This is a genomic window from Parafrankia sp. FMc2, assembly GCF_041008525.1.
GTDB lineage: Bacteria > Actinomycetota > Actinomycetes > Frankiales > Frankiaceae > Parafrankia.
The window spans coordinates 1-12,954 of sequence record NZ_JBFLUG010000174.1 but is presented as its reverse complement, the minus strand read 5'-3'; the positions used below and the strand labels follow the sequence as shown (position 1 = coordinate 12,954).

Below are 12,954 nucleotides of genomic sequence, written 5' to 3'. Positions count from 1 at the left end.
CGAACTCGGCCGGCAGATGCCGCCAGGCACACCCCGAGGTCAGCACGTAGACCACCGCGGTGAACACCGCCCGGTCCTCGATCGGGGCAGTCCCACCACCCTGCCAGCGATGCTCGAACCGGGGCAGCAGCGGTTCCACCAGCTCCCACAGCTCGTCCGGGACCAGCCGCCCGGCGAGGCTGCTCTCCAACACATCCATGATCAGATATGTACCCGAAGCGGCCACGCGAGACACGCTCTAAGCCCGTGGATGCTGCGCCCATCGCCAGCAGGCCCATCGCTACCGGTTCCGATGGTCGCGCTGGCCGGCGACCTTCGGATGCGCGTAGGGATGCGCGGCGACGGTGGCGGGCCGCTGCTCGGCCAGGAGCCTGGCGGTGGCTTCGAGATAGGTCTCGATGACCCTGTCCTCCTCGGCGTAGCCGAACTGGTCCACCAGGTGCCCAGCCGCGCTCTCGTCGGGCGGGTGTTCCACGTACCACCGCACGGTGTCGGTGAGAGCGCGCACGGCCGGGACCGGTTCGGTGTACCCGAGCCGCGCGACGGCCTTGTGCGTGTCGACGAGCAGGTGGGAGTCGTGCGAGAGGGGGAACAGGCCGCGCCCGGGGCCGGCGAGCTCGAAGGGCAGCGAGACCGGGCGCAGCGAACCGCCGGCCGCGGCCGCGCACACCTCGACCCACTGGCGCACGGTGAGCTGGTCGCGGTCGCCGACGTTGAAGATCTCCCCGGCGGCGGCCTCGGGCCGGTCGACCGCGGCGAGCAGGTACGCCGCCGCGTTCACCGCCGCGCACCGAGTGGTGATCGTGAGCCCTGCGTCGGGAAGGATGATCCGGTCACGGCCGTCCCGCACCCGGCGAACCACCGACCACTCCCGCGGGTAGACCTGGCGCGGCCCGTAGATGGTCGGGTACCGGAACACCGACGCACGGAAGGCGCCGGCCGCATAGAGCCCCAGGATGTGCTCCTCGGTGGCCCGGATTTTGCGGGAGAAGCCCTCGCCAGGAGTCTCTGCCTCCGAGGTGGGTCGGCCTGTGTCAGCCGTCTCCTCGCGGGCGAGCACCGGCATCCCGTAGGGATGTAGTTGGCCTGGCTCGTGGTACCCGGCGTAGGCCGGCATCCCGCCGACCGCGACCAGGTCACCGCAGCGCCCGGCCACCGCGTCCGCGACCAGGCGTAGCCGCCCATAGGTCGCCACGACGACGTCAAAGCTCCGGCCGGCCAAGGCCTCATCGAGCGGCTCGCGGAAGTGCGGGTCGGCGTGGATGTGCTCGTACTCGGCGAGCTCGGGGAGCTCGTGATTGCCGCGGTGGAGCAGCGTGACGGCGAACCCACGCTTGGCCAGCCCCGCCACGATGTGGGGGCCGGTCGGGCCGCTGCCACCGACCAGCAACGCGCTGCGCGACGCCGTCACCGCCCCAGTCCCACCGTCATCCACCGAAGAGGCCGGTCGGGCTGGCGGCCTCGATTGTGCGGAACGCCGCGCGCACCTCGTCTGTGAAGAGGTCCGGGACTTCCATCGCCGCGAAGTGCCCGCCCCGGACCGCCTGTGAGTAGTAGCGCAGGTCGGTGAACCGGAGCCGGGTCCAGCGTTCGGATGCGGCGAGGATCTCGGCGGGAAAGACCGTGTAACCGGTCGGGACGGTGACGGCGGAGTGATCGGCCACCGCCGCGTCGGTGCTCTCCCAGTAGAGCCGCGCCGACGACGCGCCCAGGTTGCCGAACCAGTAGAGACCAATGTTGTCGAGGAGCCGGTCCCGAGAGATGGCGGATTCCGGGACGCCGGTGTTGTCCGTCCAGCCGTGGAACTTCTCGATGATCCACGCGCACTGCCCGACCGGGGTGTCGGCGAGGCTGTGGCCGATGGTCTGGGGCTTGCTCGACTGCAACATCGAGTAGGCGACCTCCCGTGCCCACAGGTGCCGCGCCTTGCCGACGTAGCGGTGCTCCTCCTCGGTCAGCTCGCCGAACCCGGCGAGCTCGGCCGACGGATCCGCGCCAGAAACCCAGAAATTGAGATGGATGGCGCGGACCCGTTCGGGGTGCCGCTGCGCCAATGCCAACGACACGACGAACCCCAGATCACCGCCCTGGGCGTAGAACCGCTGGTAGCCAAGCCGGCGCATCAGCTCGACCCACGCGTCGGCGATACGCCCCGCGTTCCAGCCTCGCTCGGCCGGCTGCTCGCTGAAGCCAAAGCCAGGCAGCGACGGGATGACGACGTGAAAGGCGTCCGCCCCGGGATCGGCGAGCCGCTCGGCCACCTCCAGGAACTCCAGGTAGGAGCCGGGCCAGCCGTGGGTCAGGATCAGCGGCCTCGCCGTGGGCACGGGCGACGGCACGTGCGCGAAGTGGATGTCGAGCCCGTCGATGGTGGTGCGGAACTGCGGCAGCCGCCTCAGCCGCTGGTTGGCCGCCGCCCAGTCGTAGTCGTTCGCCCAGTAGTCGACGAGACCGCGCAGGTAGTCGGTCGGAACCCCCTGCTCCCAGCCCTGGACCGTCTCGCGGGCGGGCCAGCGGGCGCCGGCCACGCGGCGCCGCAGGTCCTCGACCTCCGCCTCGCCGAACTCGGGTGTGAACGGAATGATCGTCTCCATTGCCGCCTCCGCGTGGTCGGACTCTGGATCGGGGACGCCCGCAGGGTTCAGCCGTTCTCGGCGGCGGCGCGGGCGCGGAACTCGCGGACGGTCTCCGGTGACGGCAGCGCGACCAGCTCGATCTGGATGCCGTCCGGGTCCTCGCACAGGAAGAGAGTGACCGGGCCGTAGTTCTTGACCGTCGTCGTCGTCGGAGCCGAGTAGACCTCGTAGCCCATCTCGACCAGCCGCTCGTGGATGACGCCGACGTCCTCGAGGGCGACCGGGAAGGACAGCTGACCCATCCCGAAGTCGCCGGGCCGCTTCGGGCGCCCGTCGTCGCCGGGTGGGAGCTCCCACTTCACCAGCTCGATCTGACCGACCCGGGAGTCGCCCTGCACGAACACGGTCGTGCCGGTCGTGCCCTCCGGCAGCCGCATCAGCTCCGGGGTCAGGGCGCTGGTCTGCTTCTGCAGCGTCTTGCGCATCCCCAGGCCCTCGACGTAGAAGCGCAGCGAGGCCTCCAGATCGCTGACCCCGATCGCCACATGGTTGAGGCTCTTGACCCCGGCGCGGCGGCCCTCGCCCACGGCCTTCTCGTTCGCGACGCTCCCGTTCGCGGTGCTTCCGCCCGCGGCGCTCTCGCTCACAGTGCGAACCCCTCGTCCCGGAACGCCTGGTCGCGCCACTTCAGCGCCGACTTCAGCCCGTCGTTCGCGGCCTTGGTCTGGAACTCGCCAGCTCCCGGCCGGAACGAGCGGGCGATCGAGTACCAGGGGACGACACTATTCAGCGCCGCACGGAAGCCCATCACCTCGTAGCTCTGGTTGAGGCTGAGCTTGTTGGCGGCCAGCATCGCCGGGTGCAGCGTGGCCAGCGGCCGAAGCTCACGCATCACCTGCTCGTCGAGCTCGTCGGCCGGGAAGCTCTTGGCGATCCAGCCCAGTTCCTCGGCGCGCTTCCCGGTGATCGAGTTCCCGGTGAGCTGGAGGTACTTGGCCTGGGCCATCGACAGCTTCCAGGGGAAGTACTCGATGTCCGGGGTCGACTGGGCGCGGGTGGGCGGGTAGCCGATGAGGCAGTCGTCCGCGGCGAAGACGATGTCGCACATCGACATCAGCTCCGAGCCGCCGGCCAGCGCGTGGCCGTGCACCTTGGCGACGACCGGCTTGAGCAGCTCCCATATGGTCAGCCAGTCGCGCAGGCAACTGCGCGGAAACTGCCCGGTCCAGGACTCGAAGTTCTCGGAGTGGTTCCATCCGTCGGGACGCTCGGGACGGTCGTCGCCGCCGGCGTAGCTGTTCATGTCGTAGCCCGCGCAGAACGCCGGCCCAGCCCCCTGGATGAGGACCAGCGTGACGTCGTCGTCCGCCTCGGCGGCTTTGAGCGCGTGGATCACCTCGCGCCTCAGCGCCGGGCTCAGCGCGTTCCGCTTCTCCGGGCGGTTGAGGGTGATCGTCGCGATCCGCTCCTCGACGCCGTACAGAATGTTCTCGTAGTCCACGCTCTCATCTCTCGTTCTCGAAGGTCTCCGTGACGTCCGGTGCTCGGGACGCCCCCGCGCCTGGTAAGCCCCGCGCTTGGTAGGCCCTGGTCAGCCAGCGGTGGCCTGGTCGGCGCCCAGCGGCCTGGGCGGGGTACGGACCGAGCCGGGGGTGCGGTTCAGCCGGATGGGCACGCCCAGCAGGCGCAGCCCGTCCAGCTCGGTCACCATCCCGCGCACGGCGGCGTCCGGCGCGTCGAGCGCGTCAGCCAGCGGCCGGACCAGCGTGGCGGGCACGCCTTCGGCGACCAGGGCGCGGGCCAGGTCGACGGCCGGATCAAGGCTGGCGACAAGCCGCGCGATGGCCGCGTTCAGCTCATCGCGGTGCGCCAGCCGATCGGCATTGGTGCGGAACCGCGGGTCGCGCGCGAGCTCCGGCGCGCCCAGGAAGCCGACGAGCACGGCGAACTGCCGGTCGCTCCCGGCCGCGACATACAGCTGGCCGGCCGGTGAATGAAAGGTGTCGCAGGGCGCGATGTTCGGATGCCCGCTGCCGAGGCGCCCCGGCGGCTCGCCGGTCATGAAGTAGTTGGCGGCCGCCGGATGCAGCAGGCTCATCGCGCCATCCACCAGGCTGAGATCGACGCGCTGGCCGCGCCCGGAACGCTCCCGCTCCTGCAGCGCCAGCAATACGCCGGCGAACGCCAGCAGTCCGGTGGTGAGGTCGGCAATCGGCATCGGCACCCGCAGCGGCTGCCCGTCGGGCTCGCCGTTGAGGTCCATGATTCCGGTGTATGCCTGGATGACGGCGTCGTACCCGGGCAGCCCGGCCATCGGCCCGGCGTCGTCGAAGGCCGAGATCCGGCAGTAGACCAGCCGTGGGAAGCGCGCGAGCAGGTCGTCCGCGCCCAGCCCCCAGCGCTCCATGGTCCCGGGCTTGAAGTTCTCCACCAGGACGTCGGCTTCCGGCAGCAGGCTCCACACCAGGTCGCGGCCCTCGGGGCGGGCCAGGTCCGCTGTCAGGTGCCGCTTGTTGCGGTTGAGGCCGGCGTAGTACGCGCTCACCCCATCCGCGCGGGATGGTCCCCACGAACGGCTGAGGTCACCGGTCACCGGCTCCAGCTTGGTCACCTCCGCGCCGTGGTCCCCGAGAAGCTGGGCGCAATACGGGCCGGCGAGGACGCGGGAGAGGTCGATGACGCGGATCCCCGCGAGCGCGCCCGCGCTCACTCCGCCACCGGCGTCACTCGGCAGCCCCGTCATCTGGCCGCTCCCGTCACTCGGCAGCCCTGTCACTCCGCCGCCCGCAGGACCTCTTTGGCGTCGGGAGCGCCGGCCATCCGCCGCTTGCGCATCTGGATCTTCCAGTGGCCGTCATCGCGGCGGAACGCCCACTCGTTGATCGAGGCGCTCAGCAACCTCAGGGTCGGCCCATCCTGATGAAGGATGAACGAGTAACCGGTCGCGACCGCGTCATCCCCTGTGATCTTGATGGCCAGGTTGTTGCCCTGCACGTGGAAGCTGCGCCCCTGGAAGCCGTTGTCGTGCTGCGACGTGCGCTCGCCAAGGAAGCGCCGCATCTCGGCGAGCCCCTCCCAGCGGACCACCTCGTAGGGGTTCTCGCCGCAGCCGACGGAGACGTCCATGACGCAGTCCTCGGTGAAAAGCCTGAAGTACTCCTCGTCCAGGGGCGCGTCCGCGTAGTAGCCGTAGCGGGCGAGAAGCTCGCGGATCTCCCGGTCTTCCTCGAGCTCACGCAGCCGCGCCTCCAGCACCGCCAGCCGGTCGTCCACCGGTAACCGCCCTCCCGCGTGTCCGCGTCTCGCCGTCAGCACGACAGTAACACCATAAAAAGCTAGTAGTGGATGGTCAACAGCCGCGGCCGCCTAGCGCCATCCGCCGGTTCGGCGCCATCCATCGCTTGCCGCCGGGCGCGCGTGGTTCAGTCCACGCGCTGGTCAAACTGGAGGATGGTGCCGTCGGGGTCCCGGACGAACATGGCGCGCATCTTCTGGTCCGCGCTCTCGCCGTACCCGACGCCGATCGTGTCCTTGATCGAGATCGGTTCGTGGCCGGCGGCCCGAAGCCGCTCCGCAAGCGCCGGGATGTCGTCGACCCAGAACCCGATGTGATGGATCCCGATGTGCTCCAGGTTCAGCGAACTGTTGTCGGCGAGCTCGTCCGACTGGGAGATGGCCAGGAAGACGCGGTCGCCGAACCCCTCCCCCTCGTTGCCGTCCATCCGCAACATCACCTCGCGACGCCGGGTGGAGCAGACGTGGGCGCCGTAGAGCTCGTCCCGGGGTGGGGCGTTGACAGCGTCGCGGATGACGGTCATCCCGAGGACGTCCCGGTAGAAGACCAGGGAGCGCTCCAGGTCGCGAACCCCGATGGCGATGTGCGAGGCGAGCTTCATGACGGGCCCTTCCGGCTTCGTAGCAGTCCTTTGTGGCATGGGGATCAGGGGATGGGGATGGGGCTTCTGGGATGGGGATCGACGCCCGGGCTCAACCCTCGGAGATCTCCGCCTGGAGAGCAGCGCTTGGCGATCATCAGGCGCTCGGGGCCGCGGAACTGGTACTCGCGCCGGTAGCGGACCGGGCCCGCGACCCGCAGGTCCGGGTACCGCTCGTACAGGACCTCCAGCCCGACCTCGATGTCCAGCCGGGCCAGCCACTGGCCGAGACACGTGTGGATGCCGAAGCCGAGGTCGAGCTGGTGCCGGGCGTCCTCGCGGGTGATGTCGAGTCGGTCCGGGTCGGCGAACATCGCCGGGTCGTGGTTGGCCGAGGCGACCACCAGCCGGACCGTCTCGCCGGCACGCACCGGATAGCCCGCGATCTCGCAGTCGTTGACGGCGACCCGATGCACACCGTGCACCGAGGGGCAGTACCGCATGAACTCCTCGATCGCGGGCCGGAGCAGCGCGGGATCCTCACTTAGCAACGCCTTCTGGTCTGGCCGCCGATCCAGCGCGATCACCGCGTTGGAGATCATGTCGTTGGCGTTCCCGGTGGTGAGCATGACCGCGAACATCGCGACCAGCTCGGCGTCGGACAGCGGGGAGCCGTCCTCGGTGTCGTTCGCGACCAGCCCGGTGACCAGGTCGTCAGTGCCGCCGCCATCCGCACCGGCGCTGGCGTCTCCGGCGGTGCCCTGGGCACGCCGCCGCTGGATCAGGTCGAGGACGTACGCCTCCAGGTTGCGGGTCGCGTCGTACGCCGCGTCGAGGTTGTCGTAGTTCGTCCCGAGGCCACGCCGGATCTCCAGCGCCCACGACCGGAAGGTCGCGACCTCCGCGTGGGGCACCGCGAGCATCGAGCAGACGACCAGGAACGGCAGCCGCCAGGACAGCGTCGCCAGGTCGAACGGGTCGTCGCCGGACGCGTCGATCTCGTCGCACAGTTCGTGGGCGATCCGGGTGGCGCGGTCGCGCAGGTTCTCGACCGCGCGCCGGGAGAACGCTTGGCTGACGAACCGCCGGAGCCGGGTGTGGTTGGGCTTGTCGTTCTGGCCGATGTGGTTGACGTCGAGGCTGATCAGGTAGTCGTAGCGCTCGGCCTCATCCGGGGTCAGCGACGCACGGCGTCGCGTCACCCGGGTGCCGGTCCAACGCTTGTTCGAGAACGACTCTGGGTCGCGGAAGACACTCTTGACGTCGTCGTACCGCGTGACAACGACGGCCGGGCCGACCCGCAGCACCGGCGCGTGCTGACGCAGGTCGGCGTAGAGCGTCCACGGGTCGAGCAGGAGCTCGGAGTCGAGGTCGTAGAAGCGGGCGGCGCGCTCGTCCAGCGAGGACGCGCCCCGCCCCACCGTGGCGACCTGGCTCATCTGGCGACCTCCATCAGGGTGCGCGCATCAGGCTGCGCCGGCGGTCGAACACCGCTCCACCACTAACGTAGCACTGTTACAATCGTCTTCAAATCTTGCTTTCTGTGTACCATCCGATCGATGGCCACGACGACGAGGAACCAGGCGGCGGATGGCGACGCCGCACCGCGCCCGCCCTACGCGGACCTGCACAGCGGTCGGGCCGTGGGGCTCTACGGACCCGACGAACAGCTGGGAGCGTTGAACCTGCTGACCCCGGAACGGGTCGCGGCCGCATCCTCCCTCGTCAGGACCGGCCAGGTCTTCAGCCTCAACGCGTCGCTGTACTACCCATCACCGCACCCCGCCTCAGCGATATCCCGCCGCCGAGCGCCTACCCACGTCGTCCATCGCAGCGAGCGCGCTCGTGACGACCTATGGGACGGGCTCTACACCCAGTACAGCTCCCAGTGGGATGGGTTCCTGCACGTCCGCGACGTGGAGCACGGGTGCTTCTACAACGGGTCCACCGACGAGTCCAAGGGCATCGAGGCATGGGCCGAACGCGGGATCGCCGGCCGCGGCGTCCTGCTCGATGTCGGGCGGTGGCTCGCGGAGCAGGGCCGTCCGCTCGACTGGCGCACCGACGCGGTGATCACCGTCGAGAACCTCCGCGGCTGTACGGCCGACCAGCGGGTCGCCATCGACAACGGCACGATCCTGCTCCTGCGCACCGGATGGGAGACGGGCTTCCGTGCCTCGTCGTACGCCGAGCGGGCCGCCCTCGCGACGCCGGACTTCCGCTGCCCCGGCATCGATCCCTCGCCGGAGATGCTCGAATACCTATGGGATGGCGGTGTGGCCGCCGTGGCCGCCGACAACTTCACCCTCGAGCCGTTCCCGTTCCGGGATCCGTGGCTGCACTCGGCGCTGCTGAACCGGCTCGGTATACCTGTCGGCGAGTTCTGGCACCTCGATGCCCTCGCCGACGCCTGCCGCGCCGCGGGCCGGTACGAGTTCCTGCTCACCTCCGCTCCACTGAACGGCCCCGGTTCGGCCGGCTCACCGGCGAACGCGCTGGCCATCCTGTGACGACCGAACGTCGTCGGCCGAGACCTCACGGCCGAAACCTAAACCAGCGAAACCTGACGGCCGAGACCTAACGGGCGAAACAAAACGGGCGAAACCCTGACTATTGAACGGACAGGAGAGGCACCGTGAAGTTCAGCGTCGACCTCACCCAGTGCGAGAACCACAGCCAGTGCTCTTTCGCCGCGCCGAACCTGTTCGACCTGGATGACGAGGGGGCAACTGTCGTGCCGCGGCAAGCCCGACGAGGAGTTCACCTCGGCCGAACTCGCCGACTGTGACGAGGCAGCCGCATCTGCCGCTGTGCGCATGTGCCCCATGCAGGCGATCCGACTCGGCGCCTGAGCGAGGTCGATGTGGGAGCGGACCGGACGGGTGATGGGCGCGGAGGAGGGCCGGTGCTAGGCGCACGCCGATTCGAGGGCCAGGTCGTCCTGGTCACCGGCGCGACCGGCGGCCTCGGCGAGGCGACCGCGCTGCGGCTGGGCATGGAGGGCGCGCATCTCGTGCTCACCGGCCGGCGCTCCGACCGGTGCGCCGAGGTCGCGGCGGCCGCACGACAGCACGGCGTCGAGGCGCTTGCCATGCCTGGGGATCTGACCGACCCGGAACTCCCCGGCCGTCTCGTCGCGGCGGCCATGGAGCGATGGGGTCGGCTCGACGGCGCAGTCAACAACGCCGGGGTCAGCCCGGCTCCGCGGCGGGCTGCTACCTACGACGACACGCTGTGGATGAGCACCATCGAGCTGAACCTGAACGCGGTGTTCCGGTGCCAGCGCGCCGAGCTCGCCGTGATGGTTCCGGCGGGACGCGGCGCGATCGTCAACGTTGCCTCCTACACCAGCACGACGGTGCGGGCGGCCGGCGTGGCGTCGTACGCCGCCGCGAAGCACGGCGTGCTCGGGCTGACCCGGGCCGCCGCCCGTGACCACGCCGCCGACGGCGTGCGGGTAAACGCGGTCGGGCCGGGGCACATGCGCACCGCGATGATCGACCGGCTCCTCGACGACCCCGAGCGCGAGGCCAGCCTGCTGGCCCGCATACCGATGGGCCGGGTCTCCGAGCCCGCCGAGGTGGCCGGGGTGGTCGCGTTCCTGCTCTCCGAGGACGCCTCGTTCGTCACGGGCCAGATCGTGGTCGCCGACGGCGGCCTCTCGATCTGACCCCGCGCGCCGAGCGCGGACCCGGCATCCGATGTTCCGGCGCGAGACCCGGACGAAGCACGAGCCGCTGGCCATCACGGCAATTTCCGCCCGGGCGGACTGGCCGTTCGGGCGACGTGACCGCTTATCGACCTTGAATCTGCAGGGTGACTTTCGGTTCGTGGGGTAGTCCGCGTGTATGAGGTATCCCGATGGCGGCGGGTTGACGGAGGCCGACCGGGCCCGCCGTGAACAGGTCCGTTTGCAGGCCGCGGACGTGTCCTGGCTGCCGGCGTATGCACCCGAGCTGAACCCGGTGGAAAGCCTGTGGGCGCATCTGAAGACCGGAGTGCTGGCCAACCTCGCCGCCCGCAGCCTGGACCACCTGATCCGCGTCATCAGGACCGCGATCAAATGCCTTCAGTACCGCCCCGACCTGCTACAGGGCTTCCTGACCGGAACCGGCCTACAACTCGAACCCCCATAGCCGGTCACCTCACGAGTACAACACAAGTAAGCGGCGTCGCTGCTTGGGTGAGTCAGCCTATGGAGGTCTTGGTGTTCGGGTTCTCGGGCCACTTGAGGCGTGTGTAGAGGGGGTCGGTCTTGTCCCTTGTGCCGCGGAAGTGGCCGCCGGGGACCGCGTTCTCGCAGGCGAGGGTGCCGTCCCACTCCATGACGACCCGCCGGTAGGTGATCCGCCATCCGTCGTCGGCGCGCTCGAAGTAGTCGAGGTAGCGCCCGATGGACTGGTAGAGCCGGTCCTCGGAGGTCTGCATCCAGTAGGCGAAGTAGGACTCGCCGTAGGCCTCGTCGCCCTCGACCTCGAAGATCGACTGGCCCATCAGGTGGTAGATGAACGTCGACGCCGTCGTGAAACCGGGGTTGTCGCAGATGAACTCGGCGAACGCCTCGCCGCTGCCGCGCCAACGGCCGTGGTCGTCGAAGGACCGCGTCGAGTAGCACCCGAGGATGCCGTCGCGGTCCATCCGGTCCACCGCCTGCTCCAAGCGGGCGACCAGCTCGGTCAGGGCCATCTTGTCGGCCAGGGTCTCCAGGTCGGGTGCCACGCCCATGCGTCCTCCTCAGGTCCCGCGAGCTCCGGCGCCCAATGGACCTTTAGTTGTGTTTTTAGCACCTTACCGAAGGTACGCGGGTACGGGTAGGGCCCGCCCGGGCGTCCGGCGACCCAGACCCAGGGACGCCTCATCCGGCGTGTTCCTCGGGTTGGAGACACTGCCTGAGCCGCCACGCCGACCGTTACGGCACGGCGCCCCTTTAGAAGGTTCGATACCCAATTTCTAATTGTGTTTGGATGATCCTACAGTTATGCTGCCCCGATCTGGCCTCTCCCGTCAGGAGCAGCCCGCCGCACCGGCGGGAGCGATGATCACCATAAGGAGCCATCCGTGTTACGCAGGACCCTCGCCCGCTCGTGGGCATTCAGGCTCGGAGCCGTCACGGTGGTCGGCTGTCTGGCGCTCAGTGCGTGTGGAGACAGCGACGACGACACCTCCGCCCCGGCGGGCAGTACCGCGCAGGAGTCGGCCCCGGCTCTGACGGGCGACCCCATCAAGATCGGCTACGGCGCTTCCATGTCCGGTCCGCAGGCAACCAACGGTCTCGGTGCCCAGGCTGTCGCGCATGCCTGGCAGGAGTACACCAACAGCCACGGCGGCGTGGCCGGCCACCCGGTCGAGATCGAGGTCGTGGACACCAAGAACACGGTGCCCGGCGCCACCTCGGTGGCCAAGGAGTTCCTCGAGGACGACTCCGTCGACGCCGTCTTCCTCACCGACCTGGTGGCAGAGGGCGCGATGGGTGACCTGTTCAAGGACACCCCGGTCGCGATCATCAGCGGCGGCGGGTCGAGTGACAAGCTGTGGTCCGCGCAGCCCGGGGTGTTCCAGAACGTCTCCGGATCGGACTACACGATCAAGGCGTACGCCGACCAGGCGCAGACCGCCGGAGCCAAGACGTTCGGCTGGGCCGCCTGCGCCGAGGTCGCGGTCTGCCAGGAGAACGGCGGCAAGGCGATGGACTACGCCGAGGAGATCGGCATGAAGCCCGCCGGCACGCAGCTGGTGTCGGCCTCCGCGCCGGACTACACCGCGGAGTGCCTGTCCTTCATCGGTGAGGGCGCCGACGCGATCGCCTTCAACATCGGCTTCGCCGTCGGCACCCGGTTCGCGTCGGACTGCCTGCAGCAGGGCTTCAGCGGCATCTTCTCGGTCATCAACTCCGGCTTCGACCAGGAGGCCTTCGGCAAGGTCTCGGGCTTCAAGTCGACCGGCGGCACCAACGGCTTCCCGTGGTGGGCCGACGCCGAGCCGGTGAAGATCTACCGCGAGTCGATGGAGAAGTACTCCCCCGAGGGCATCGTGACCTCCGGTAACTCCACCGCGATCTGGTCGTCGTTCGAGATGCTGAGGAAGGCGATCGAGACCGCCAAGCCCGCAGAGATCACCCGGGCCTCTGTCCTTGAGGCGATGTACACCATCAAGGACGAGACCCTCGGCGGCCTGCTCCCCGAGCCGGTCACCTACGCCAAGGGCGAGCCGTCGGAGCGGATCGGCTGCAGCTGGCTGTTCACCTTCGACGCCGGCGACGACAATCCGAAGAGTCTGGTCCCGGACGAGTCCGGCAACGGCGCCGAGGGTGACCTGGCCAGCACCTGCATCGGCTACTGACCCCGGCCCACACCCATCCACACAAGGCACTGACCAGCTACTGATGATTAATGCGAGAAGTCATGTTGATCCGAGCTCTTCCCAAGCAAGCCCGGTCTCGGCAAGGAACCCGACAAGAAGATCGGGCCGGTACTGCACACGTTTCAGTCCGTGCTTGACGGCCC

The 12,954-nt window shown here is 69.2% G+C and carries 16 protein-coding genes; 6 read left to right on the top strand and 10 right to left on the bottom strand.

The genetic code is table 11. From position 1 onward, the window contains the following. The 9 genes from AB1460_RS32195 to AB1460_RS32155 all read right to left on the bottom strand — a co-directional run. On the bottom strand, positions 1–199 hold a 199-nt coding region (locus AB1460_RS32195; protein WP_420497376.1), incomplete at its 3' end, for a transposase. Between the two features lie 81 nt (positions 200–280). Continuing rightward, positions 281–1,411 carry an epimerase gene (locus tag AB1460_RS32190; protein WP_368965884.1) on the bottom strand — a complete coding sequence of 377 codons (1,131 nt, stop codon included), beginning with the start codon at positions 1,409–1,411 and terminating at the stop codon, positions 281–283. Positions 1,412–1,427: 16 nt separating this feature from the next. Continuing rightward, on the bottom strand, positions 1,428–2,594 hold the full coding sequence (locus AB1460_RS32185) for an epoxide hydrolase family protein (protein WP_368965882.1): 1,167 nt from the start codon (positions 2,592–2,594) through the stop codon (positions 1,428–1,430). 47 nt (positions 2,595–2,641) lie between these two features. Beyond that, entirely contained in the window at positions 2,642–3,223 is a 582-nt protein-coding gene (locus AB1460_RS32180; protein WP_368965880.1) for a VOC family protein, read from the bottom strand. Then, a complete protein-coding gene (locus AB1460_RS32175) occupies positions 3,220–4,077 on the bottom strand; it encodes an enoyl-CoA hydratase-related protein (RefSeq protein WP_368965878.1) in 858 nt (285 codons plus the stop codon). Before AB1460_RS32175 ends, AB1460_RS32180 begins: the two co-directional genes overlap by 4 nt. 90 nt (positions 4,078–4,167) lie before the next feature. Next, positions 4,168–5,319, bottom strand: coding sequence for a CaiB/BaiF CoA transferase family protein (locus AB1460_RS32170; protein ID WP_368965876.1), 1,152 nt, complete (start codon positions 5,317–5,319; stop codon positions 4,168–4,170). Between the two features lie 29 nt (positions 5,320–5,348). After that, a complete protein-coding gene (locus AB1460_RS32165; RefSeq protein ID WP_368965874.1) occupies positions 5,349–5,849 on the bottom strand; it encodes a nuclear transport factor 2 family protein in 501 nt (166 codons plus the stop codon). A gap of 149 nt (positions 5,850–5,998) precedes the next feature. Continuing rightward, entirely contained in the window at positions 5,999–6,472 is a 474-nt protein-coding gene (locus tag AB1460_RS32160) for a VOC family protein (RefSeq protein WP_368965873.1), read from the bottom strand. Positions 6,473–6,516: 44 nt separating this feature from the next. After that, entirely contained in the window at positions 6,517–7,890 is a 1,374-nt protein-coding gene (locus AB1460_RS32155) for a cytochrome P450 (RefSeq protein WP_368965871.1), read from the bottom strand. Between the two features lie 120 nt (positions 7,891–8,010). Between AB1460_RS32155 and AB1460_RS32150 the strand changes: the two genes are divergently transcribed. The 5 genes from AB1460_RS32150 (at position 8,011) to AB1460_RS32130 (ending at position 10,587) form a co-directional block, all read left to right on the top strand. Next, on the top strand, positions 8,011–8,961 hold the full coding sequence (locus AB1460_RS32150) for a cyclase family protein (RefSeq protein ID WP_368965870.1): 951 nt from the start codon (positions 8,011–8,013) through the stop codon (positions 8,959–8,961). A 125-nt stretch (positions 8,962–9,086) separates the two neighbouring features. After that, entirely contained in the window at positions 9,087–9,239 is a 153-nt protein-coding gene (locus tag AB1460_RS32145) for a ferredoxin (protein WP_368965868.1), read from the top strand. Then, on the top strand, positions 9,181–9,303 hold the full coding sequence (locus tag AB1460_RS32140; RefSeq protein ID WP_368965885.1) for a ferredoxin: 123 nt from the start codon (positions 9,181–9,183) through the stop codon (positions 9,301–9,303). Before AB1460_RS32145 ends, AB1460_RS32140 begins: the two co-directional genes overlap by 59 nt. A gap of 53 nt (positions 9,304–9,356) precedes the next feature. After that, positions 9,357–10,121 (top strand): SDR family NAD(P)-dependent oxidoreductase, encoded by a 765-nt coding sequence (locus tag AB1460_RS32135; protein ID WP_368965867.1) that lies wholly within the window; start codon positions 9,357–9,359, stop codon positions 10,119–10,121. Between the two features lie 178 nt (positions 10,122–10,299). Then, on the top strand, positions 10,300–10,587 hold the full coding sequence (locus AB1460_RS32130) for a transposase (protein ID WP_368965865.1): 288 nt from the start codon (positions 10,300–10,302) through the stop codon (positions 10,585–10,587). 52 nt (positions 10,588–10,639) lie between these two features. Here the strand turns inward: AB1460_RS32130 and AB1460_RS32125 are convergent, their stop codons facing one another. After that, the gene (locus AB1460_RS32125; protein ID WP_368965863.1) at positions 10,640–11,176 is read right to left on the bottom strand and encodes a nuclear transport factor 2 family protein; all 537 of its coding nucleotides are present in this window, start codon (positions 11,174–11,176) and stop codon (positions 10,640–10,642) included. A gap of 333 nt (positions 11,177–11,509) precedes the next feature. On the opposite strand from AB1460_RS32125, the gene AB1460_RS32120 reads away from it, so the two are divergent. Beyond that, positions 11,510–12,790 carry an ABC transporter substrate-binding protein gene (locus AB1460_RS32120; RefSeq protein ID WP_368965861.1) on the top strand — a complete coding sequence of 427 codons (1,281 nt, stop codon included), beginning with the start codon at positions 11,510–11,512 and terminating at the stop codon, positions 12,788–12,790. Positions 12,791–12,954 lie beyond the last annotated feature (164 nt).

What these genes read in the sequence shown, in the direction of transcription:
- AB1460_RS32170 (WP_368965876.1), bottom strand. Translation starts at nt 5,319, where the DNA reads ATGACGGGGCTGCCGAGTGACGCCGGTGGCGGAGTGAGCGCGGGCGCG.
- AB1460_RS32155 (WP_368965871.1), bottom strand. Translation starts at nt 7,890, where the DNA reads ATGAGCCAGGTCGCCACGGTGGGGCGGGGCGCGTCCTCGCTGGACGAG.
- AB1460_RS32150 (WP_368965870.1), top strand. Translation starts at nt 8,011, where the DNA reads ATGGCCACGACGACGAGGAACCAGGCGGCGGATGGCGACGCCGCACCG.
- AB1460_RS32130 (WP_368965865.1), top strand. Translation starts at nt 10,300, where the DNA reads ATGAGGTATCCCGATGGCGGCGGGTTGACGGAGGCCGACCGGGCCCGC.
- AB1460_RS32125 (WP_368965863.1), bottom strand. Translation starts at nt 11,176, where the DNA reads ATGGGCGTGGCACCCGACCTGGAGACCCTGGCCGACAAGATGGCCCTG.
- AB1460_RS32160 (WP_368965873.1), bottom strand. Translation starts at nt 6,472, where the DNA reads ATGAAGCTCGCCTCGCACATCGCCATCGGGGTTCGCGACCTGGAGCGC.
- AB1460_RS32185 (WP_368965882.1), bottom strand. Translation starts at nt 2,594, where the DNA reads ATGGAGACGATCATTCCGTTCACACCCGAGTTCGGCGAGGCGGAGGTC.